This is a genomic window from Pseudomarimonas arenosa (assembly GCF_014841215.1).
In the GTDB taxonomy this organism is placed as follows: Bacteria; Pseudomonadota; Gammaproteobacteria; order Xanthomonadales; family Xanthomonadaceae; genus Pseudomarimonas; species Pseudomarimonas arenosa.
This window is the reverse complement of record NZ_JACYTR010000001.1, coordinates 181,798-206,417: the sequence shown is the minus strand read 5'-3', so window position 1 is coordinate 206,417 and position 24,620 is coordinate 181,798. Positions and strand designations below refer to the sequence as shown.

Here is a 24,620-nt window from a genome sequence, read left to right as displayed (position 1 = left end):
TCAGGGCGCCGGATCAATAGCGGCACAGCTCGTTTGGCAGGGAAGCGCGTCGGACCGTGGTGCTTGCAGACAAAGTGCTATATCGATGGGACAATCCCCGGCCCTCTGGGGGCCTGCTCTGCGTCGATCAGTGGATCGAGTGAGCCCGATGGCCGTTCCCATCCAGAACCAAAACAAGACTGAACATCCTGTCGTGCTGAATTTCCAGATCAGAGGTTCTTGCAATGCGCCTTGGCTAGGGTTGTGCGCCATGCTGGGCAGTATGGCACTGACCTTGCTGCCAAGTACGGGACATGCCGCCTTGGATCTCACGCGGTGTGCGTCAATGCCGGCTCAACCGTTGCCAGCCGGCGACTGCCATCAGACGTTTGAACTGGCGGAGGCGACCGCACCAGCGATTTTCCGGGCCTTGCTGTCTCATGCAGACCAACAGCGTGCCGACGGCCAGCTCGAAGGTGCAGCCGCGGCGCTTGCCTGCGCGGCGGCGCGTGTCACGGACGAAGAGGATTCACGCTCACGGTACGAGCTGGTGCGTCGGCGTGGATTGATCGAGTACGCCGATGGTCGGCCCACCGATGCGCTGGCCAGTTTCGAGTGTGCGCTGAGTGTGGCCGAACATTTAGGTGATAAGTCGGCGATTGCCAAACAGCTGAAAAATGTGGGTAGCAGCCTGCGCCGCATCGGCGACTACAGTGGCGCGATGCACGCGTTGTCCCGTGGGTTGACCTTGCAGCACGAAATCGGTGATGCGGCAATCGGCCCCGTGCTTAACAACATCGCCGATGTCTATCGTGACTTGGAGCAGCCCGACGAGGCAGAGCGCTACTATCGGCAGGCGTTATCGGTGTTTCGTAGCGAAGGGCACTATGTGCAGGCCATGCATGTGTACGATAGCCTGAGTGCGTTGGCGCTGGACCGTGGCGATGCCACGATGGCAAGCGAACTGCTTAACACAGCGTTACACGATTTGAGGCTGGCTGTAGAGGGCGGTGCCGATGCCGAGGGGGCGCGCCGATACCAGCTGCTGGTGCTGGCAGGTCTGGCGCAAGCCTCGCTGTCGCGCGGCGATGTGACCCAGGCACGCGAGCAGGTTGCAGAAGCCTTGGCACTCGCCGATGCGCATCGACTACCCTTGCCGGGCGAACTGGAGTTGCAAGCAGCGCGTGTTGATCGACTGTCCGGGGCGCCCGATGCGGCGCTGACTCGGCTACGCACTGCGCTCGATTCACGCGCATGGGGGCCGGCCATGCAGGCACAGATGCTACGGGAGATCTCGCTCGGCATGGAACAGGCCGGGCAGCCAGGTCAGGCGCTGTCGGCGCTGCGTGAGGCGTATGAGCGCGAAGTTGAGGACCTGCGCGCGCAACGCGACCGTGGGTTGGCGTGGTCGAACGCCCGGTTCAATCTCAGCGAGTCGCGACGTCAGCTCGCTGAGGCGGAAGAGAGGGCGCGCCATCGAACCTTGCAGTTGTGGTTGATCCTGGTGTCGTCGGCGGCTCTGCTGGCTGTGCTGATCTTGCTGTTCTGGCATCGGCAGCAGCGCATGCGGGTCATGGAAGCGGCGCGGCGCGAGCGCTACGAACAAGCCTTGCAGCACTATCAGCGGGAGGCCAATACCTTGGCGCAAGATCGACAGCTGCTGCAGGCATTGCTGGACAGCCGCGAGGACGCGGTTGCTCTTCTCGATGCGGAGGGCCAAGTGTCGGCGATTAGTCGCGCGGCCTGTCGCGCATTCAACGCGCCGCGCGAATCACTCGAAGGTCAATCACTTCCGGACTACTTGCAGCCCGCCGATGCGGCTGAGCTGCGCGCAGCGCTTGAGCGGCTCGAAGACGCTGGCTCGCACAGTCTCCTGCTCTCGGTCGATGGACGTACGACGCAAGCGGTGGAGTTACGCCCCTGGGAAGGCGGCGATGGGCTGATCGTCCTTGAACTGCAGACTTCGCCCACCCCCGCCAGCGAGCTTCAGTCAGAACCCACCAATGAGCCTGCAGGCCGAGAGGAATTTCGCCGCCATCTGGTCGAACTGATGCTGTTGGCCGTGGAAGGCTGGGAACGATGCACCGGACTGAATCGAATCGAATTGGCCGAGCGCAGCCGCATCTGGCGGGTCAACATCGACGACGGCCGACTACGCGCCCGGGCCATGGAACGTTATCTTAGTCTGTCGAAGTTGCCCAAGAATCCGCGCTGGCGGGACGTCTTGCGTACCGCTTACTACGTGTTAGGCAATGGCGAAAAAATGCCAGATGAGCTGCGCGTTGATCTGCAGCAACGCATCGATCTGGCGCTCGCGTTCACCCGGCGGATCGCGCTTGGCGACTGAGGCTATTCAATCTCAAGGCAGACCGCGCACATTCCGCTCATTCCTGCGCTATACCCAAATCGCGTGTGATGGTCATCGGTCAGGGCCGAATTTGGCGCGGTGATCTCAGCGAATGCGGTGGCAATGCCGGTGTTCGCGATGCATGTTTGTTGGGCGATATAGGCCGCCATGTTCCAACGATCGACGATTCCACAACGACCGTCGGCACCGCGCTCGGCCAGTCCCTCTTCGATCAAGCCTTCGGGGCCGAGCTCCTGTTCGACCGCCCGCGCGGCTGCGATTAACTCGGCACGACTGAAGTTGAACTCGCCAATGACTTCGACCTGAGTATTCGCCCCCGAGCACGACCTCAAGGGGATGGTCTCGTGGGCCGAGAGCTGGGTGGGCAAGGAGACCAGTATGAATAGCGAAATCCAAAGTTTCATGGTGCAAGCCTGATTGAACAAGGCGCAGCAGGATAGGCAGTGCAGGTGCCATCGTCCACGACCTCGGCGGGCTTAAGCCGGGAACGAATCGTCGCAAGTGGTTGAGCCCAGATGGACTTTTTCTCTGCCCAGCCGTTCTTTTCGCGGCCCGGACAAATCAGGCCAGGCGTTCGGATCAGGGCTGCGAGCCCGGCTTGTTCCCGCCGTTCCCCGGCTTCGCCCTCGTCGAACCGAAACCTCGAACTTAAGGTGGTCACCGCTGCGGCGCCGTGTCGCGGCAGCACCAACTGGCTAAGTTGCGTCACTCGAGGCGATGACTGGCCGAACACAATCTTCAAAGGAATAAGTAATGAAATCCAAGCTTCTCGTTGTCGCGCTGGCAGCGGCAGTCGTCTCGCCGGCTATGGCGGCCAACAATCCGTTCAAATTTGTCGGCGAACAGCACAACCAATATCTCGCATGCTTGCATACGCACGGCCAGCCGGGGGTTTCGCCTCTGGTCACCTTGGTAAAGCAATGCGGATTCCGTCCAGGCATGCCTTTGCGTGAGTTCGCGGCCACCTTTGGGCCCGTCTTGAACGGCGACCCGAATGTGCCTTTGGCAGAACGAATGTTGCCGTTCCGTGACCGTTACTCTGACTACGAATACTCCTATTTCGGTCGTATCGATGACGTGCTGGCGACCGCTGCGGACGAGGAAATGGCCGAACAGATGTTCGCCGATCTCGAAATGGAAGCCGTGCGAAATCTCGATATCAGCACCTTCGGTGGCCAAACCATTGTGGCTGCTCTGGCGGTGGGACGTAAGTCTCTGGACTATTGGGTTAGCTACGAGCCGATCGTCGAAGGTGATGCGCAGCGTTGGCCAAAATGGCTGAAGAAATTGCTGGTGGTGGGGGCTGACATTCTCGGGGCAGTGATTAGCAGCGAATTGGGTGCAACGCCCTCGCAGACCGGTGGTGTCGCAGCCGCGGCTTCGGCTGCCGCAGGCGTTGCCCTTGATCCTTGCGACTGTGGAGGAAACTCGGCGCCGACTGGCAAATAGTCTAAACCGCTCGCGAGTACGGACTCGCGAGCGATGCCGACCCATGGCGGCCAGCCTCAGGTTGGCCGCGATCTAGCCCGGATATTTCATGAGGGGGCGCGGATGATCACCGAGGACTTTGCGTCGAGTGCAAGGCGCGACGAGCCCAAGTGGTGGGCCCACTTGGGCGAGAAGCAACGCGGCAATCGGCGCAAAGGACCGGTGAGGGCCGTGCCAGCGCCGAAAGATCGCGAACACTCTGTCATCTCAACACCATCGGTCGAAACTCTCGCCCCGCTTGGAATCGCCGGATCTTTCGGCGCGACCTCATGAAATATCCGGGCTAGTGAGAATTGTCCGCGAGCGTTGCTGTTGCTGGGCTGGCGGTGTCTTTCGGCGCGACCTCATGAATATCTGGGTTAATCCCATTGCGCGCCGTCGATGGCTACGGCTGGAGCTGTTCGAATCCATTACTAAACACCGGCCCACCCTCAATTCCCATCATGCCGGCCAAGGCCGCCACATTCATTCGCAGTATTTGAACGCCCATCTGCAGGCTGACATTGGCGGCGATATCGCTGCTGCGGTGGTAGTGCGGGTAGCTGTCCCAGTCGTTTTCGATGGTCAACAGGGCTGGCATGCCGGCGCCGATAAAGGGCACGTGATCGGAGCCGAAGGCGTGCAGCGAGGTGGCGATACTCAGTGTGGTGTGATCCAGGGCGGCATCGGCGTAGACATCGAGTAATCCGGCGAATGCGTCTTCGGTTTCCAGCAAGCAATCGAGATCTGCGTCACCGCTGAAGCCAATCATGTCCATGTTCAGCATATGCACTACGCGCGCGTCATCGCCGGCGGCACGCAGATCGGCAACCTGGTGATGGCTTCCAAGCAGCCCCTGCTCCTCGCCGGCGTAGCAGACGAACAGCATGGTCGGTGGTGGCGGATTGGCGGCGAATATGCGGGCCAGTTCCAATACCCCGGCGCAGCCGCTGGCGTTGTCTTCGGCGCCGGGTGAGAAGGAACCGCCGATCGCATCATAGTGGCCTCCGACGATATAGATTTCGTCGGCGCGGGTGCTGCCGGGTAGGGTGGCAATCACGTTGTGCACTGTCACGCCACTGACCTGGAAAGGATCGAGCTGTGCGCTGATTCCAGGCATGGCTTCGAATTGAGCCTGAATCCAATCGCGAGCGCCGGCGATGCCAGTGCGCAGACTGTGCCGATCGTGGCTGGCCAGGGTTGCGACATCGCCCAGCCAGCGGCTGCCATTGACCGCTGCGACCATCGCGTCGATCTGTGGTGAAGCGGCGCGCTTGGCGCGCGGCGGCCGATTCTCCGCCATTCTCACTAACACGGTGTTCCATGGGATATCGAGCGTCTGGCTGTGGCTATGGCCATGCGTATGCTCAGATTCGCGCAGAACGCGCTCGGCATCGCTTCGAGTGAGGACTGCGAAGCGCCCGCCACTGGCCAGCACTTCGCTTGCAGGGTGCGCCTGCCGCCGAAACCCTTGGATAAGCACCAGATCGTTGAATTCGTCCTCGATCTCGCGCAACACCTGCAGATCGGCCGTGACGTGTTCGACAGGGTCGGGCTCGCCGCACACGAGCCACTCATGACCCAATTCCAGCCAGCGTACGCCGGCCGCTTTCTGTTTCGCCTCAAGGCTGTTGAAGCCAGTGTTCGAGATCGCAACCGTGCGGCAATAATCGCCGGCGAGCACTTGGCCGGGAGCCAGGAAGGCAAGGGCCAACAGACCAGTCCAGCCAATCAGCCTTCTCGAACAAGGCGATTCATCAAGCGTGTGCATGCGTGGTGACTTGGGTGAGCAAGGGGGCATAGTAGTCGATTGCCTGGCTGCACCGTGAGGCGGTGCCTTGATCGGTCAGCGATTGAGAAGGGCCGGCCCATGGTCTGGGCTCGTTGCGGGCATCCTGGTTCTGCCCTCAGAGACGCAATCCGCTCAGGGCGACCCGATCAAGTTCATTGCCCTTGCAGGATTGATCGCAAGGAAGTGCGCCCCTGCTCGGCGCCTTGGGCCTGAGCGGAGCGCGCCCGAGGACTCGCCGTATCACCACGGCACAACCGGCTGCAGCCTGAGTTCGAATTTCTCTTTGCCCCTGGCGGTGTGCGATGCCACAGACAAAGTCGGTTGGGGTTGCCGCACCTTGCGAATTCGCGGCACGCAAGGCGCTGACTGGCGGTCAGCGTCGCACCGAGAGAATTGCAGGAGGGCGTCTTGCAGCAAGCCGTGAGGGAGCGGCCCGTCCCTGGGCCGCAGTCCGAACGAGCTACAACTCCAAGCCGTCCGAGAACACGAACACGCCAGCCTCACCGTCAAGCTCGAAGGCGCCGATGTCGCAGTCACCGCCAAAACGTGCGGCGCCGCGTTGGTCGACGTTCAAACAGGGGCCTTGATCGGCATTGTCGATCGCCGGGCTACCCATCTGCAGAGCGTGGGTTTCACTGGGGCCGCCATTGTCTGCCAATGGATCGATGAGCGGGTCGATGTCGAGCAATGAATCGGTTTGGGCGGTGATAGTGGCGCCGGCGCTGTCTTCAATCAGACTGTTGTCAATTGAGTCGAGTGTGCCTGAAACGTCGCTGCCACTCGCTGCGCTGTTATTGCCAATCAGACTGCTTCGCAAGGTTCCACCGGCAACGTTCAAGCCGCCGCCGGTGCCGGTGGCCAGATTGTCGGCGACCGTGCTGAAGTTGAAGCTGAGGGCGGTGCCGGCATCGGCATTGACACCACCGCCAGTCACGGCATCGTTGCTGGAAACGGTTGAGTTCTCCACGTTCAAGGTGCCGCCCTCGGCGTCGATGCCTCCGCCGTCGGTACCGGCTGAATTTCGAACCACCGCGCTTCGAAGCAGATTCAGTGTGCCTGCCGTGCCGTCGGCGAAAATACCGCCGCCAAACTCGGCGTCATTGTCGTCGATTTGCGAATCGACTACGGTCAGACTGCCGCCATTGGAAATCCACAGGCCGCCGCCTTCATTGGCCGCCGTGTTCTGGGCGATCGCCGCCAGGCTGAAGAACGCCGTGCCGCCGCCGGTGATATGCAGCATGCCGCCATTGATCCCGGCACTGTTGCCGCTGGCAGCCAGATCATGCACCACCACTGAACCTGAGGTTTCGATGGCACCGCCCGCACGGGCGGCGCTGTTGCCATTCGTCGTGCCGCCTTGCACGCTGCTGCTGCCCAGGGCCGAATTGAACAAGGCGCCACCATTGCCGCTACCGGTCAATGCTGTGTTGCTATTGATGTTGGTGTTAAGAATCTGCATTACGCCGTCGTTGTTGAACACGCCGCCGCCGCCGTCATCGGTGCCGAGAGGACCGCTGGCAACATTGCTGGTGATTTGAGCGCCGTCGATGGTGACCAAGCCGCCGTTGTTGAACACGCCGCCACCACCCTGGGCATCGGCCGCCGCATTCGCCGCGTCGGCTTGATTCAAGGTGATGGTGGTGCCGCTGATGCTCAGGTTGCCATTGGCGTCGTTCCACAGACCGCCGCCCTCCTGGCTCGCTCCGTTCGAGCTGAAGGTTCCGCCGCTTACTGAGGCCGACGCCAGGGCGCCACTGCTGGGCGCTGTGATGTGCAGCCCGCCACCATTCCCAGGCGAAGGACCTGCCCCATTGCCACTGACGCTGACATTGGTCAAGGTCAGGTTGGTGGCCGTTTCGGTACTCCGTACCTCAATGCCGCCACCGGCCCGCGCGGCCGTATTGCCGCTGATCGAACCGCCATTCACCTGCACCGAGCCACCCACCGACAGGATGCCGGCGCCGCTGGCCGAGCCTGTTGTCAGGCTGTGATTGGATACCGTGGAGTTGACCAGCTGCACTGAGCCAAAGCCGCTGCGACCGTCATTCAACACACCGCCGCCGCCATCGTCGGCGCCCAAGGTGCCGGCCACTGCGTTGTTGTTGAGCGTGGTACTGAACAACAAGGTCGATCCGCCATTGTTGAACACACCGCCACCGCCCTGCACATCGGAGGCCGCATTGGCAGCGGACGCGGTATTGGCGCTGATGGTGGCGCCAGTGACGTTCAAAGTGCCATTGCGATCGTTCCACAGCCCGCCGCCTTCCTGGTCGGCGACATTGCCGCTGAAGGTGCCGCCATTGACCGTGACCAGGGCGACGCCGCCGCTGGAAGGGGCGGTGATGTGGATGGCACCGCCGTTGCCTGGCGAAGGGCCGGTGCTGTTACCGGTGAAATTGACATTGCTGAGGGTGGCTTGAGCACTGGATTCGACTGCCCGGACTTCCAGCCCGCCGCCGGCGCGCGCGGCAGCACTGGATTGAATCGAGCCGCCACTGGCCGAGAAGCTGCCGCCGATGGTCAGCACGCCGCCACCACTGCCCGAGCCGGCATTGGCCTCATTGCCGCTGAGGGTGACATTGGTCAGGTCGACCGAACCTGGATTGTTGCGGGCGTCGTTCATCACTCCGCCACCGCCATCGTCTGCACCTAGCGTTCCACTGACGGTGTTGTTGGCGATGGTGGCATTGGACAGGGTGATGGTGCCGCCGTTGTTGAACACACCGCCACCGCCTTGCGCATCGCCGGCCGCATTGCTGGCGGTTGCCGTGTTGCCGCTGATGCTGCCACCCGACACATTCATCGTGCCGCCGGACGAGTTCCACAGCCCTCCGCCTTCCTGGCCAGCGGTGTTGTTGCTGAAGGTGGTGTTGCTGCTGGTCACGCTATCGACAGCACTGGTGTGCAGGCCGCCGCCGTTGATGCCGGTTGAGTTGCCAGTCACGGTGGCATCAGTCAAGGTCAGGGTTGCATTGTTCGATTCGATGCCACCGCCAGCGCGGGCGGCCAGATTGTTGGTGACCATCGAGCCATTGGTCACCGCCAAGGTGGTGCCATTGCTCGCACCGATATTGAGGATGCCGCCGCCATTGCCGGTGCCGGCCGTTGCGGTGTTGTTGTTGATCGTGCTGTTGTCGAGTGTGATGGTCGCGCCCGCGGTATTGCGACCGTCGTTGAACACGCCGCCGCCGCCATCATCGGTGCCCAGGCTGCCGGTCACCTGGTTGGCCGAGATGCCGGTATTGGTCAGGCTGATGGTGCCGCCGTTGTTGAAGACACCGCCACCGCCTTGAGCGTCATTGCCGGCATTGCCGGCTTGGGCAGTGTTGTTGTTGATGGTGGCCCCGGTCACTGTCATCGTGCCGGTGGCGGCGTTCCATAGGCCACCACCTTCCTGGCCGGCCGTGTTGCCGCTGATGGTATTGGCGCCCGCGATGGTCACCACATCGGCCGCGCTGGTATGCAGGCCGCCGCCATTGATGCCGGCGCTGTTGTTGATCAGCGACATCGCCGTCAGGGTGACCGTGCCATTGTTGGATTCGATGCCGCCGCCGGCGCGGGCCGCAGTATTGCCCTGCACCACATTGCCGGTGTTGATGATCAGCGACGCGCCGTTGCCGGCATTGCCGATATTGAGAATGCCGCCGCCATTACCGCTGCCGGTAGCGGCGGAATTCAGCGAGACCGTGCTGTTGTTGAGTGTCACGGTAGCGGTCGTGGTGTTGCGACCATCGTTGAAGATGCCGCCGCCGCCGTCGTCCGTGCCCAAGTCGGGGCTGGAGACTTCGTTGCCGGAAATGGTGAGGTTGCTCAGGCTAAGTGCCCCGCCGTTGTTGAATACACCACCGCCGCCTTGCGCATCGTTGGTCGCATTGCCGGCCAGGGCGGTGTTGCTGCTCACCGTGCCGCCAGTGAGCGACATGCTGCCGGTGGCTGAATTCCACAGGCCGCCGCCTTCCTGTCCGGCGGTGTTGCCACTGAACGTGGTGTTGCTGACGGTGACTTGATCGGCACCGGTGCTGTGGAAGCCACCACCGTTCACGCCAGTTGAATTACCTGTTACGGTGGCATTGGTGAGGGAAACCGTACCGTTGTTGGTTTCGATGCCGCCGCCAGCGCGGGCCGCAGTGTTGTTGATGATTTGCGAGCCAGCAATGATGTACAAGCCGGCACCGTTGCCGGCCACGCCGATATTCAGCCCACCGCCGCCATTGCTGGAGGTGGAATTGGCGGTGTTTTCCGAGATGATGCAGTTGCTAAGCGTCATGGTGGCGTTGGGCGCGTTGCGACCATCGTTCATCACCCCGCCGCCGCCGTCGTCGGCGCCCTGATTCGTGCCCGACACCTGATTTTGCGATATGGTGACATCGGTGAGTGTCACCACGCCACCCGCATTGAACACACCGCCGCCGCCTTGGGCATCATTGGCCGCATTGCCGACCAGGGCGACATTGCTGTTGATCAAGGTGCCGCTGACCGTCATCGTGCCCTGTACTTCGTTCCACAGCCCGCCGCCTTCTTGCCCGGCGGTATTGCCGGTCACGTTTCCGCCCGTGATCTGAATAAAGGAGGAAGGACCGGACGGTGCGGTGATGTGGAAGCCGCCGCCGTTGATGCCGACGCTGTTGTTCGACAAGGTCACCGTGGTCAGGGCGACGTCGGAAGCGCCATTGTCGGTGGCACGCGATTCGATGGCGCCGCCAGCGCGGTTGGCTGTGTTGCCGTCGAAACTGGAATTCCCGACCGACAGCAAGCCGCCGTTGATCAGCACACCGCCGCCGCTGCCCAGGGTTCCATCGGCCACATTGTTGTTGACCTGGCTATTGGTGAGGATGACCGTGTCGCCCTGGGTGTAGATGCCGCCACCGCCTTGATTGGCGGCATCGCCGGAGGCGGTGTTTCCGCTGATGGTGACGTTGTTGAGTTGCAAGTAGGTATTCTGGTTGAAAATGGCGCCGCCACGACCGTCTTTGGCGGTGTTTCCGCTGGCATCGGAAGTACCGTCACCACCGGTCAGAGTCAGGCCGGAGATGGTGACCGCTACGGCGTTTTCGATATCGAAGATGCGATTCGCGCCGGCACCGCTGATGGTGACGATGGTGCCGCCGCCGCCACTGCCGGTAATGCCGTCGATGATGAGGTCATCATTGATCAGCAGGTCACCCAAGCCTGCGCCGTTGCTCAGGACGATGGTAGCGCCTGCGCCTCCAAACACGCCCGAGTCAAATGCGATGACGTCGCCACTTATATCGCCTGGACCTGCGTCACCAGACGCCGAATTGGTACTCGCCGCCTGAACCGCTTCACGCAGGGTCAAATTGCCGTCGGCAACCGGCGCGCCATCATCGATGGAGTTGACTATGAACGTGGCCGCTGATGCTGAGCCGGAAAAGCACGACAGAAGTGCGAGCGCCAACGGGCTCGGACGAAAACGATGCGTAGTCACGGAACGATCTCCCCTGGGTTACAACATCCCCTGTCAGTAGTTTGCAGGCGACCACCCTCCTGGTCGCCCGTGCTGCATGACCTGGCCGTCGGATCAAGAACAGCCAGCTTGCCAGCCGATCAAACCGCCATCGGTCGTTGATCTGGCCTTGATGCTGGATGGATCACCGCCCGACCCTGCGGCATACGCCGTGTCGTGTGGCTTGGATGCAGAACGCTGGGCATGCGCGTGTCAAGTAATCGCAAACCCCAACAATTCAGTTGGTTGCGAGGCAATCTTCAGGAATGGCATTCGATTGATCAACGTGCTGAGCGTAGGCTCGCACAGAGCGAATCGCCGAGAGACGCGGGAATCCATGCTGCACCTCCATATAGGGGCAGGGGCTCACCAGGGGGCCATCCTACGCCAAAGCAAGGCGTAACACTACAGCGATCTCGCGATCCCTTGCCGAAGCGATACATTGGTGAAACGGCAGGATAAGAAACTGCAATCAGCGAAGCTGATTGGAGTGCAGTTGGCGCAGCGATACGCTTCGCTGCCGGTTCAGCGTCGCCGCCGTCCTGGCCGGCGGCCGGGTTTCCGCCGCGCTGCCGTGGTTGGCATCAGCATGGCGAGAAAATCCCTATCGGCCAGCGATGCCTCGGGATCGGGCAGGGCGTTGATCCAGGACTTCTGCCGGCCAGGGTCGGCCAGCCATTCCAGATCGCGGGTCAGGGACATTACCAGCCGCTTGGCGCTGCGAATCCTGGCGTGCACTGCGCTCTCGACTGCCCTGGTATCTTCGAGCCGAGGTTCAAGATCAAGCCAGCTCTGCAAGGGGGAGGCGAGTTCTCGCAGCTGATCGCGCAATGCCTCCAATTGCTGGCGTAACACCTGGTTATAGTGCTTCAGCCGCGCATCCGGCAGATCGGCCAGCTGCTTGGTGTCGATTTGCTCGATTTCGATCTGCAGCCCGAGCAGACTCAGTAGATCTTTTTTCTCGTAGGCCTGATTGACCCGCTGCATCAAGCCCGTCTTGCGTTCACGTTCAGCCAGATCGGGTTCGCGGTCGGGATGCAAGGCGCTGGCCAGCTTGCGATAAATCTCCCGCACCGCCGTGCTGGCTTCGGCCGCTGATGGTTGCCCTGCTTGCGGGCCGGCCGAAGCGCGGCGTTTTGATCGACCCTGCTTTGGATGAACTTGCTCATCCCAATGATCCTCGAACTGCTGGCGCGCATGCTGCAGCAGCTCATCGACATTGCTGGCGGTGTGACCGTTGACAAAGTCCTCGCCGAATACATCGCTCAACATGGCTTCGGTGAATGCCATTTCGAGCTCCTGCATTTCCGGGTCGCGCTCGGTATAGCGCTCGCACAGCGCGTCCAGCTCGGCATCGGCTTCGGAGGATTGCAGGTTGTGCACGATGTCGAGCAATGTCGCGCATACCTTGTCACGCTGTTTGCGAGTCAAGCGCAGACCCGGCGGCGGGCGCTGAATGAGCGCGTCGAGCGCCCGCACCAAGGCCAGCTGTCGCTCGCGAATCTCCTTTTCAACCGGCACCAGCTCGCGCTCCAGACGCGAGTGCAACTGCGGCAGAAACGCCTCCCAGATCGCCAGCCGCTCGCGCTCGCGACGGATTTGATTGCTAAGCTTGTTGAACTGTTGCTGTGCCTTGCCCTGTGAGGCGCGCGGCAGATCGAGCGTCACCAAGGTGGCCGGATCGGCGGCTTCGCCAAACAAGGACGTTTGCGAGGGGGGGGTGCGAGGCATGAAGTCAACCGGATGGGGGCGCGAAGCACCGGATGATAAGCCAAGATTGACGCGGTAGAACCAGCTTACAACCGCGGATCTACTGGCTCGCTCTCCAAGGCCAATACCCCAAACACGCATTCGTGCACCCGATACAGGCCTTCCCGTTCGACAAACCGGTGCAGGGCTTCGTAGCCCAGCACGAATTCGCGCAGGGCCAAGCCGCGCTTGCGATTCAATCCGCGCTGACGCAGACGCTCAAGGTTAAGCGGCTCGGTATAGGTGGGGCCGTAGATGATGCGCAGGTACTCGCGGCCGCGCACCTTGATCGCCGGTTGGATCAGCCCCTTGGTGGTCGACACCACTGATTCCAGCGGCTTGACCACCATGCCCTCGCTTTCGCCCGCGGTGATGGTATGCCACCAATCGCTGGCGGCAGCGACACTGTGAGCATCGTCAAGGTCGACGAAACGGCGTGCCGTTGGGCGAAACAGCCTGCTGTCAGCGCCTACCAGTCGATCGATATGTTCAAGATGCCAGCGGTGATCGCGGCCCAGCGTGGCGGCCCCCTCGTGGGCCAGGATGTGAAACGGGGCGATTTTCAGATCGTCGACACTTTCGACAGGCCAGCAGTAGCGTCGGTATTCGTCGACATAACGTGCGATGGCCGCCTGTCGACTACGAAAGGAGGTGGCAAGCTCGTTCAGCTCGAGCCCGCGGGCCTCGGCCTGCCGCAGCCAATCGACCGCGGTGGCGACCGATCGCATCGCGGCAGCGCCGGTCGGCGCGTATTGCGTGCGCAACAGTTCCTCGGCCTTGGCCGACCAAGGCAGCAGCTCGGTATCGAGGGCAATCCAGTCGCTGCCCAGCGCCTGCCACAGGCCAGCGCGTTCAAGCGCCGCATCCAGTCGCGCCAGCAGCTGTTCCTCGAAGCCTTCGCGGTTGAAGAAGCGACGCCCGGTGCGGGTATAGATCACCCCGCGACCATCATTGCCAATGCCAAAGCGTCGGGCCGCCACCTCGGTATCGCGGCACAGCACGATCACCGCACGCGAGCCCATATGTTTTTCCTGACAGACCAGCTGGCTGATGCCTTCGTTGCGGTAGTAGGCAAAGGCTTCTTCCGGTCGCTCGAGCAGGTCGCCATCGGGTGCGGTGGCGGGCGGCGACATGGTCGGCGGCAGATAGATCAGCCAGCGCGGGTCGGCGGCAAAGCGGCTCATCACTTCCAGCGCGGCGCGGGCGTTCTCTTCGCGAATGGTGATGTTGCGACCAAGACGCGGAGTAATAAGGCGCTTGCCCAACACATCCTCGATATCCAGCACGTGTCCATCGCGTTGGGGGGCTGGCGATTCGGGTTGTAGCGGGCGAACCGGTTGGTAGTACATACGTGCGGCGGGGACCGCGACCAGTTCGCGCTCCGGATAGCGCAGCGCGGTCAGCTCTCCGCCAAACACGCAGCCGGTGTCGATGCAGATCGTCCGGTTGACCCATTCCGGCTGCGGCACCGGCGTGTGGCCGTACACCACCATCGCTTCGCCGCGATAATCGGAAGCCCAGTCATAGCGCACCGGCAGGCCGTACTCGTCGGTTTCGCCGGTGGTTTCTCCGTACAGCGCAAACGCGCGCACCGCGCCGGACGCACGGCCCTGCAGGCTTTGCTTGAGGCCGGCATGGGCCACCACCAGCTTGCCATCGTCCAGTACGTAGTGGCTGACCAGCTTGTCGATGAACTCTGCCACCTGCGTTCTGAACTCGGCCGGTTCGCGTTCCAATTGCTCCAGTGTCTCGGCCAGGCCATGGCTGATCCGCACGTTCTTGCCGCGTAGCTTGCGCAACAGCTTAACGTCATGGTTGCCGGGTACGCACAAGGCCGCGCCGGTGCCCACCATGTGCATCACCAGGCGCAGTACCCCCGGCGAATCGGGGCCACGGTCGACCAGATCACCGACGAAGATGGCGCGCCGACCCTCAGGCGCGATCACCTCCGGCGCCCCGCGCGAACCGCCCACGCGATAGCCGAGCTTATCCAGCAGTTCCACCGTTTCATCGAGGCAGCCGTGAATGTCGCCGATGATGTCGAATGGCCCGTGCTGGTCACGCTTGTCGTTCCACAACCCTTGGCGCTCGATCGATGCCGCCTCGACTTCGTCGACACGGCGCAGCACAGTCAGGTTGCGAAAACCCTCACGCTCCAGCCCGCGCATCGAACGATGCAAGCTCTGCATTTGATTGCGGATCACATGCGGGCCGAAATCACGATCGCTGCGTGCCTCATTGCGCTCGTGGCACACCCGTTCGGGCAGATCGAACACGATCGCCACCGGAAGGACGTGATACTCGCGTGCCAGGGCCACCAGTCGTTTGCGATCTTCCGGCCGCACATTGGTAGCATCGATCACCGTTAGCCGACCCGCCGCCAGACGCTTGCCGGCGATGTAGTACAAGACGTCAAAGGCGTCTTTGCTGGCCGATTGATCGTTCTCATCATCGCTGACCAAGGCGCGGCAGCAATCCGAAGAGATCACTTCGCTGGGCAGAAAGTGACGTCGCGCAAAGCTTGATTTGCCCGAACCGGATGCACCGATCAGGGCGACCAGGGAGAGCTTGGGAATCCGGATCGTGCTCATCGGCTGAACACTCCCATCTGCGTCGGCGCACCGAGTTCAGGGTCGAGCTCGCCAATCGGGTGAAACTCGACGCTATAGCCATGACGTTGCGCGACGGCCTGCGCCCACTCGGCGAATTCGGCACGGGTCCATTCAAAGCGATGGTCGCGATGGCGCAGCCGTCCGGTCGGCAGGCTCTCGAACTTGCTGTTGTATTCGATGTTGGGCGTGGTGATGACCACTACGGCGGGACGGGCGAATTCAAACAGGGTGCGCTCGAAGGCCGGTAGGCGCGATGCATCGATGTGTTCAATGACTTCGATGGCGCAGGCGGCGTGGAATCCTTCCATGCGGGCATCGCGATAGGTCAGGCTGCCTTGTTGCAAGTCGATGCGGGCGCGCTTCAACGGTGGCAGTCGATCCAACTTCAAGCGCTCGGCGGCCCGCTCCAGGGTGATGCTCGACACTTCGATGCCGAGCATTCGATCAAACTGTTTGTTATCCAGCAGCCGGCTCAGCAGGCGGCCCTCGCCGCAGCCGACGTCCAATACCGAGCGCACGCCGAGGCGCACCAGCAAGGATTCCACCGATTGCATGCGTCGCTCGTTCAGACTGATTTTGCGCTCCAGGCTGATTTCTTCGCCATCCTTGGATTCTGCCTCCTGTTCCACCGTGTGTTCGTCGCTGTTGAGCAGCTTGCCTAACGCTTCAGCCACCAGCGAGTGCTTGCGCTTGAGGTAGCCGGCCAGGATCCAATCGCGCTCGGGATGGGCCGACAACCAGCTGCCACCCTTGTCGACCACCTTTTGCACTTCATCGGCGCCGATGTAGTAATGCTTGTCGCCGTCCATGGCCGGCAACAATACATACAGTTGGGTCAGCAGGTCGGCCAGCCGTGCCGTACAGGACAGGCGCAAGCTGTAGTACGGGCTATCGCCCCAATCGGGAAACTGAGGGTCGAGCGGCAGGCGGTCGATTTCCACGCCAAAGCCCAACGGTTCGAAACAGCGGCGAATCTGCGCCTCGCCGCCGCGGCAGCGAATAACAGGCAGTTCAACCTGCAATGGTATAGCTTGTTCGGCCAGTTCGGCGCGCGCCTTGCTACGGCCACCCATGGCGCTGGAGAACACCTGGGCGATCGCCACCGCGAGAAATGACGAAGCGACGTACGGCCGATCGTTGACATACTGCGCCAGCGGACCGTCCGCATCGCCGCGACCACGCACCAGGGCGACCGGGTCGACGTCGACCAGCAGCACCACCGAGCAGCACTCCTCCGACGCTTCCGGATAGAACACATGCGCCGTGCCAAACGACAGCGACTTCGATTGCGGCCGTTCCGGGCTTTTCGACAACAGATAGCCGATGTCGGTGGCTGGACGATGGGTGGTGCTGAGTTTCATCAACATGGGTGAAGCCGGAGGCGGCGGCAGCGATCGGGGCGTCATTGTCGCTGAAATGGAGCGGCGACACGCGATCGCCGGCGAAGCCGAGGCTTTGACCGCATTCTATGAACCGTGAACCGATGTCGTACCCCATTGGTTCGCTGACGCCGCGCTTTGCTCCCCTCTGCCCTCACGGGAGAGATCGATGCGCACTGACAACGCGCGCCGGCTGGTGCCCCGGAACTCCCTCCCCGATCTTCGGGGAGGGGGGGGTTAGGGAGCCGATCTTTGTCTGCCCAGGGGCCTCGCATAGCGAGGTTCCTGGGTAGGGGCCGGGGGAGAGGGGGCGAAGTGAGAACCCCTTCACCCCAACCCCTCTCCCGCGAGGGGAGAGGGGCTTTAATCGCTTCGGTTCAGGCCGCCAGCTTCACTTTGCCATTGGCGGCGGCGACACAGGCCAGCACATAGCCCTGGTCGATCTCCTCTGCGGAGAGTCCTCCGGTTTCGCTCATGCTGACTTCGCCCTCAATACAGCGCAGCTTGCATTCGCCGCAGTGGCCGGTGCGGCAGGCCGAGGCGATGGCGATGCCGGCGGATTCGGCCAGTTCGAGCAGGGATTGCTCGCCGTTGCTGATCAGGGTCTGGCCGCTGGTTTCGAACTGCACTTCGCCACCCTTGCCATTGAGGCTGGGTGAGACATCGAAGCTCTCTACATGCAGTTGCGCGTCGGGTAGGCCGGCTGCGGAGAACAAAGCTCGGGCGCTGTCCATAAAGCCCTGTGGGCCGCAGAGGAAGACTTCACGCTCGGCAAGGTCGGGCACGCTGGCGGCCAACATGTCGGCGTTGAGCCGGCCGCGATAGCCGCGCCAGCGCGAACGCGGCGGTTCCTGGCTGAGGCTGATGGACAGGTGGAATCGTGGGTTGTGTTTGGCCAAGCGTTCAAGTTCGCTGTTGAACATCAGCTCGGATTGGCGGCGCGCGGTGTGCAGGAAGATGACGTCGGTTGCCGATCCGGTTTCGCTCAGCCAACGGGCCATCGATAGCATCGGGGTGATGCCGCTACCGGCGGAGAGCAGGAGGAGTTTTCGTGGCCTTGCCTGGACGCCGCTTGCTGTGTCCTTTCTCTCTCTCCGCAACCCCATCTCCGCGCGGGGAGTGGGGCCGAACTGCGAGGTTGCAGGCACACAACTGAAATCGCCGAATGGTCCGCTCATCTCAAGCAGGTCGCCGGGTTTCAGGGCATCGCAGAGCCAGTTCGAGAACGGGCCTTCGGCCACTCGCTTTACAGCGAGTTCGAACTCGCCCGTGTCCTGGGCGCAGGAAGAAACAGTATACGACCGGCAAGTCGACCTGCCGTCATTCTGAGTGCGCAGGGTGACGAATTGGCCGGGGCGGAAATGGCGCATGTCGATCCGATCGCAGGCAAAGCGAAACGCCTTGCTATCGCTGCCCAGGGTCTCGACGCCGATGCAGCGTGCCTGCCACCAGCTCGAATGGCTGCGCTGTCGGGCGGCGACGACGGCCTCCATCGGCTGTGCCGGAACCGACCTGCTTAGCCAGCGCTTCAAGCGCTGGCCGCGGCTGACCGAGCGCCCGCCCAGCAGGTCCGGCACGATGCGCAGTAGGCGCGGGCCGATCAGGCTGGCGGCGGTCAGCACGCCGGACATCAGGGCCGAGCCAACGCCGCAGAACAGGATGTCCTGGCCGGTCAGGCTGAGGCCCTTGATCGGCGTGCGTGGGCTGAGCCAACGGGTGGCAAAACGTTGCGGGCTGTGCTCCAGGCCATACAGCTCCCCGGCGGTGTAGTTGCTGAAATGGGCGGTGGAAAGCGGCGTAGACAGCTCGGCGTAGTCGACCTTGCCGCGGGTCTGCGGTACCTGCGTGTAGACTTCCTCCAGCAGCGCCTCGGTAAGTTCCTGCTTGTAGTCGTCGTAGGCTTGGCCGCGCTGACCCCAGGGCGTGTTCTGCCAGCGCTGAAACCATTGCCACGGCGCCGGCGCGATCACATCGATGGTGGACTTGCCGGGATAGTGCTCATCCCAGGCCGGATCCTTGGCACTGGGGAAGCTGATGTATTTCAGCGGGAAGTCGGTGTTGGGTTCGGCCAGGAATCGCTTCAGTTCCGCGTCGTGGTCGTAGCCACGGTAAACCCAGAGATTGGATTGCTCGAGTTGCAGATCCTGCCGCGAACCCTTCAATCCAACGTACAGTCCGAGATGCGAAACCGAGCGCGGCAATGCCTCCAGTTTGCTCAGCAGTCCGTGTTGTTCGGAAATCTCCGTGGGTACGAGCTTGGCAAAGGTGGTGTGTACGCCGGCGGCGCTGATCACATGAGCGCAGCGGATCTCGTCGCCGTTGACCATGCGTACGCCGACCACGCGGCTGCGGTCGATCAGTAGCCGTTCCACTTCGGCGTCAACCAGGACGGCGCCGCCGGCAGCTTCGATGGTCGGAATGATGTGATAAGCGATCTGCGAGGCGCCGCCGACCGGAAAGTTGGCGCCATCGAGATAGTGCTGGGCGACCAGGGCATGCATGGCAAAACCCGATTGCTTGGGCGGCGTGCCATAGTCACCCCATTGCCCGGCCAGCACCGAGGCCAGCTTGCGGTCGCGGGTGCATTCGCGCAGCACGTCGAAGGTTGAGCGGGCAAAGTAGTCACCCGACAGGCGCCGACCTGCCGCCAGCGCCGCGCCTTGTAGCAGGCCAGGCAACAGGCGTGGGCCGAACTGCGGCAACACTGCCTGGCTGGCGCGACGCACCTGTTTCAGGTAGGCGTCGATATCGGCGCCGGCCCTGGGGAAGTGTCGCAGTAGACCCTCACGGAACTGGCGTACGCCGCTGTGATAATCGTAGCGATCACCGGCGATGATCATGCTGTCATACACATCCTCCATCTTCGCCCAGGCCAGCGCGCCGTCGGTGATGGCATCGAACACCCGTCGCATCGGTGAATGCGGCTTGTGCACATCGCCGATATAGTGCACGCCGACGTCCCATTCGTACCCACGGCGACGAAAGCTGTGAGTGAAACCGCCTGCGGTGTAGTGGCGCTCCAGCACCAGCACACGTTTGCCGGCCTTGGCCAGCAGGGCGGCCGTGGTCAGGCCGCCGAGGCCCGAACCAATCACTACGTAGTCGAACGTTTGAGCAGAGATTGCCGCGCTGTAGCGAAGGCCGTTGATCATCTTGAGGTTTCCTGAGTGGTTGGATGACACAGGCCATCACGCATCACCCGCAAGGCATGTTCCAGGCGTGCCTCACCGCAGACCTGCGGCGGCAGATAACCAAACAGCTCCAGGCTGATCAATCCATGCAAGGTGCCCCACAAGGTATGCGCGACTTCCGCTGCATCCCCGGCAGGCGTCACCCCCGCATCCATGCAGCGCTGCACACCGCTGCGCAGAATGCCGAACGCCTGCTTGCTGACCTCGCGACTGCTAGGCGAGGGATCGAAACCGGGCACGCAGCGGCTGAACATCAGCTGGTAATAGGTGGGATTGTCCACCGCCGATCTTCGATAGGCGCGGCCCAGATCCATCACATACTGCAGTGGATCGGCATGTTCAGGCACCCGACGCAGGTCATCGCGCAAACGCTCGAATCCCTCGACATAGAGCTCGTTGAGAATCGCCTGTTTATCGCGGAAATGGGTGTACAGAACTATCGTCGAGGCGCCAATTCGCTGCGACAACCGGCGCATCGACAAGGCATCCGGGCCGGACTCCGCCAGCAGGGCGCTGGCCTGATCGAGGATGGCGCGGCGGGTGGCGGCGGGGTCGGTACTGGGCGGGCGGGGAACGGACATGGATCGGCCATAACGGTGTTATGGCCGAGAGAATAACGTCGTTATGGATAAACGTAAAGGGCCGCCAAGCCGCAGCCTATGTACCGCAGCGGTCTCTACTCGAATCCGCTGCCAAACACGCGCCCGCTGGCGGAGCGATCGGTGGCGCTGTTGTCAGCTGCATTAATCTCGACCCGATCCGAGGGCGGCAGCACCGCAACGCCAGTTTCCACCACCCCGACAAAGCCAGCGGGTAGCTCGGCGCTGAGGGTGAAGGTGACCTGAGTGCCGGCGGCGAGATCGATGCGGGTGTCGATATCGCCGCTGCCGGATGCGGGGCAAGCCGCATCCGGCTCGGCGCTGCAGGTCCAGGTCGCATTGCTCAATGCGCCGGATAACGCGCTTTGAACCTCGGCGCCTTCAACATCCGATGGGCCCTGATTGGCAATCACAATGGTGTAGGTCAAGCTGGGTGAGCCATCGAGGGTTTCCACGCCATCGCTGATGCTGGCGATCAGGTCCACCCCGTTGACACTGCAGCTGACGATGATGCCGCTGACTGCGGCGCCCGACAGCACGCCGTTGCCATCGCTGACCGTGCACTGCTGCGGTGGTTGGTTCGGCTGTTGCGCCACCGTCACGCTGTAGCTGCTGCCATCGTTCAACGGTGTGTTGAACACGAAGGCGCCATTGGCGTTGATGCTTAGGTCGTCGCCGCCGTTGTTGCGCAACACCAGGCTGCTGCCATCGGCCAGGCCGACGACGCTGCCACCGATGCTGAATTGCTGGGTGGCGCAATCAATGGTGATGTCGGAGACCGCGGCGCCCATGAGCGTGCCGTCGCCGTCGGTGACCGTGCAGATCTGGCTGGGGCCAGTGGGTTGCTGCAGCACCGTCACCGCGAAGCTGGCGCCATCCTCAAGCGCGGTCGGAAAGACAAACGCGCCGTTAGCGCTCAGGGTGAGGTCATCGCCGTCATTGTTCTGCAGCACGACACTGCTACCGGCATTGAGGCCACTGAGTGTGCCACCAACGGTGTACAGGCTCACACAGGTGACGGTGACATCGGTGACGGCCGTCCCCGACAGCAGGCCATCACCGTTGCTGACCGTGCAGTGCTGCTGCGGGTCGCTGGGCTGCTGCGTCAGCGTCACCGCGTAGCTGCTTTCATCACTGATTGGCGTGGCAAAGCTGAAACTGCCATTGGCGGTGATCGTGAGGTCGTCGCCGCCGTTGTTCTGCAGCACCACGCTGGTGCCGGAGGCCAGCCCGCTCACCGTACCGCCGATGCTGTATTGATTGGTTATGCAGGTGATGAGCACATTGCTCACATTCGATGCGGCGATGCGGCCACTTCCTTGGCTGACCGTGCAAGTCTGATTCGGCGTCGTGGGCTGGGCGTCCACCGATACGAAATAGCTGCCACCGTAGCCGATCGCGCCGGGGAAAGTGAACGTGCCATTGGCGCTGAACTCGACCGCCATGATGCCGTTGAGTGCCAGGTTCACGCTGTTGCCGTCGGCAAGCCCACTCAGGGTGCCGCCCACGGTGTAGGTACGGTCGCAGCCCTGGTACTCCGCGGCGCCCAGATCGACCTCGGTGCACAGCACGCGGCCCTCGCCGCCTTGGTCGGTTGCGCCGCTGAGATCGTCAACGCTGTCACCATCGCCGTTAAGGTCGTGGCCGAGCACCGGCTCTGCGAGCCACTGACTGCGACCGTTGTCGACGCTGTCGACATTGGCGCCAGAAAGCGGGTAGTACGCCACGAAGCCGCTCTGATCGAGTGCCGCGAGTTGCGGGTCGAGAGTAAACGTTGCGCCGCAGCTGGCATCGCTGGCCATGCCGTTCTCGACCAGGTAGCTCAAGGCGCCGCCGCCCTCGCAGGCGGTACCATCTGCAGTGGCGACCAGGGTGTTGTAGGACTCCACAGTACCGTCGAATACCGAGATCTCGTTCGCATAGCCATCGGTTTCGTTGTAGGCAATGGTGCTGTTGACCAGCACCAGCAAGGTTTCCCCACCGGCCGAGCGTATGCCGCCCGCCGTACTGCTGGCGACGATATTGCGGGTCACCGTACTGTTCACCAGGATGGCTCTTCCGCTGCTTTCGTTGTTCAGCCCCGCCCCTGCTGCGCCGTCGTCGAACGTCGCGTTAAGGTCGATCAGGCTGCGGCTGAGCAGCAGGTTGCCCTCGTTCTGGATGCCGCCGCCGCGTGCGGCAAAGCCGCGCGTACTGTTGCCGCGCACCACCGAGCGGTGCAGCTGCAGATTGCCGCGATTGAGAATGCCGCCGCCGCGGTGGCTGCTACCGGTCAGCTGGCCGCCTTCGACGGCGACGTCGTTGAGCACTACGCTGTCGAATTCAGTGTCGACAAACAGTAGGCGAAAGTCGTCCTCCGCTGCCGGATCGCGGCCGATGCTGGCCTGATGCCCATTGATGCTGAGGTCGCCGTCGTCGACGATGCGCGGCAAACCGTTGCCGCCCATGCCGCCGTCGGTATTGTTCGTGCTGCTGAGCGTGTAGCTTTCGCTGACCAGTTCCAGCGTGCTGTCAGAGCCGTCAGCGTTGGCACAGTCCAAGGCGGTGATCAGTTCAGCGGGGCTGGCAGGATGGTAGGTGCTACCGATGCCGCAGACGTACTCGGCGGCGCCCAGGTCGATGCCGGGATCGACCGTGCGTGGCTTGCCCGACTGGTCGATGTCGGTGCTGAAGACGTCGTCGTCGTCGCCGTCGCCATTGAGGTCGACGTTGAGCACGCGCTCGTCGAGCCAGTCCTCATCAGCGATACCCATCGCACTGGTCGCACTGCTATCCAAGGGTAGGAACAGCGTGCCGTTGCCGCCGACGCCAGGCGATAGGAAGCTGATGGCGCCGGAGAGCGTCGCGTCACAGCTGCCGTCGAACACCAGGGTGTTGTTCGGCGGGGTTGCCAGAGCACAGTCTTCCACCGTGTCGGCCACGCGCTCGCCAAGGATGGAATTGTAGACACGGGCCAGGCCGCCACTTTGCCGTAACTGCTCGCCAGCGGCAGGCGATGCGTTGTCGACCAGGGTCGAGTTGACCATGGTCAGGTCACCGCCCGTGTTCAGCTCGATGCCGCCACCGCGACCGCCGGCCTCGACAACGACGTTCTCGATGATGGTCGAGTTCAGAATGCGGGTAAGGCCCTGGCTCTGGATGCCGCCGCCGTGACCGGAGCCGGTGACGGAATTTCCCTGCAGCGTCGAGCGGATCAGCCACAGCGCGCTGCCGCCATCAACGCGAATGCCGCCGCCATTGCCGCTTGCGCTATTGCCTGACACCGTGCTGTCGCTTAACACCAGGGTGCCGTTGTTGCTGACGGCAATGCCGCCGCCGCGGCCGGCCGAGATATTGTCGAGCACCCGAATCGAGGTGGCTTGTGCACTACCACGCACGCGCAGGCCACCGCCGGGGGATCCGCCATCGACCGAACCGCCGGACAGCGTCACTTCGTAAAGCTCGGCAGTTGAGTACTGTCCGAGGTCGAGAATGCCAAAGATTGCCGACGCCGCCGAATCACGCTGTAGCGTGGCACCGTTTCCGCGCAGGGTGAACAGGCCGTCGGTTCCTACGCTACGCAAGGCGCGCGACGAGTCGTCGGGATCGGCTTCAGAGAACAGGTACAGGCCGTTGGTCGCCAGCTCGACCACGCTGTCGCTGCCGTCGGTATTGGCGCACAGCATCGCTGCGCGCAGTGAGCTGACGTCGCCGTCGGCAATCACATAAGGCGAGACGCAGGCATCGCCAGCACTAAAGGCTGAAGCCGATTGCGCCCCCAATAGCGCGAGCGCGGTGACGATCAAGGACTGCAGTGTCTGAGTCTTGCGGGTCATGAGTCTTCCCAGTGTGAGCCGATGCGCCCTTGACGGGACGTTCTGCTGTCGGGCCATGAATGAGCGAGTTGGCCCGGAACGATGGGAAGGCTAGTGGCCAAATGTGGAGCAAGTGTGGATCGCGCGCAGCCAAACGCTCGGACGACAATGCCGAGGTTGGACAAACAATGTGCTCAGCGGATGGATGGTTGTACCGAGCTACGAC

The 24,620-nt window shown here is 62.6% G+C and carries 11 protein-coding genes; 2 read left to right on the top strand and 9 right to left on the bottom strand.

All coding sequences use genetic code 11. From position 1 onward, the window contains the following. Nucleotides 1–325 precede the first annotated feature (325 nt). Nucleotides 326–2,326: a tetratricopeptide repeat protein gene (locus tag IFO71_RS00855; protein ID WP_192027622.1), complete on the top strand. Its 2,001-nt coding sequence runs from the start codon at nt 326–328 to the stop codon at nt 2,324–2,326. A gap of 2 nt (nt 2,327–2,328) precedes the next feature. On the opposite strand, the gene IFO71_RS00850 is transcribed toward IFO71_RS00855, so the two are convergent. Continuing rightward, nucleotides 2,329–2,751 (bottom strand): hypothetical protein, encoded by a 423-nt coding sequence (locus IFO71_RS00850; RefSeq protein ID WP_192027621.1) that lies wholly within the window; start codon nt 2,749–2,751, stop codon nt 2,329–2,331. Between the two features lie 349 nt (nt 2,752–3,100). Here IFO71_RS00850 and IFO71_RS00845 point away from each other — a divergent pair, with 349 nt between their 5' ends. After that, a complete protein-coding gene (locus IFO71_RS00845) occupies nt 3,101–3,796 on the top strand; it encodes a hypothetical protein (RefSeq protein ID WP_192027620.1) in 696 nt (231 codons plus the stop codon). A 424-nt stretch (nt 3,797–4,220) separates the two neighbouring features. Here IFO71_RS00845 and IFO71_RS00840 read toward each other — a convergent pair whose 3' ends face one another. From IFO71_RS00840 to IFO71_RS00805, 8 genes are all read right to left on the bottom strand, one after another. Further along, nucleotides 4,221–5,528 (bottom strand): M28 family metallopeptidase, encoded by a 1,308-nt coding sequence (locus IFO71_RS00840; RefSeq protein WP_192027619.1) that lies wholly within the window; start codon nt 5,526–5,528, stop codon nt 4,221–4,223. A 538-nt stretch (nt 5,529–6,066) separates the two neighbouring features. After that, nucleotides 6,067–11,052 carry a choice-of-anchor Q domain-containing protein gene (locus IFO71_RS00835; protein WP_192027618.1) on the bottom strand — a complete coding sequence of 1,662 codons (4,986 nt, stop codon included), beginning with the start codon at nt 11,050–11,052 and terminating at the stop codon, nt 6,067–6,069. A 543-nt stretch (nt 11,053–11,595) separates the two neighbouring features. Further along, a complete protein-coding gene (locus IFO71_RS00830; RefSeq protein WP_192027617.1) occupies nt 11,596–12,801 on the bottom strand; it encodes a J domain-containing protein in 1,206 nt (401 codons plus the stop codon). 65 nt (nt 12,802–12,866) lie between these two features. Then, nucleotides 12,867–15,410, bottom strand: coding sequence for a polynucleotide kinase-phosphatase (locus IFO71_RS00825; RefSeq protein ID WP_192027616.1), 2,544 nt, complete (start codon nt 15,408–15,410; stop codon nt 12,867–12,869). Beyond that, nucleotides 15,407–16,798, bottom strand: a complete 1,392-nt coding sequence (locus IFO71_RS00820; protein WP_192027615.1) for a 3' terminal RNA ribose 2'-O-methyltransferase Hen1 — start codon at nt 16,796–16,798, stop codon at nt 15,407–15,409. The genes IFO71_RS00825 and IFO71_RS00820 overlap by 4 nt, the downstream gene beginning before the upstream one ends. Before the next feature lie 389 nt (nt 16,799–17,187). Further along, nucleotides 17,188–19,962: an FAD-dependent oxidoreductase gene (locus IFO71_RS00815; protein ID WP_192027614.1), complete on the bottom strand. Its 2,775-nt coding sequence runs from the start codon at nt 19,960–19,962 to the stop codon at nt 17,188–17,190. Next, nucleotides 19,959–20,582: a TetR/AcrR family transcriptional regulator gene (locus tag IFO71_RS00810; protein WP_192027613.1), complete on the bottom strand. Its 624-nt coding sequence runs from the start codon at nt 20,580–20,582 to the stop codon at nt 19,959–19,961. Before IFO71_RS00810 ends, IFO71_RS00815 begins: the two co-directional genes overlap by 4 nt. A gap of 95 nt (nt 20,583–20,677) precedes the next feature. After that, nucleotides 20,678–24,415 carry a right-handed parallel beta-helix repeat-containing protein gene (locus IFO71_RS00805; protein ID WP_192027612.1) on the bottom strand — a complete coding sequence of 1,246 codons (3,738 nt, stop codon included), beginning with the start codon at nt 24,413–24,415 and terminating at the stop codon, nt 20,678–20,680. Nucleotides 24,416–24,620 lie beyond the last annotated feature (205 nt).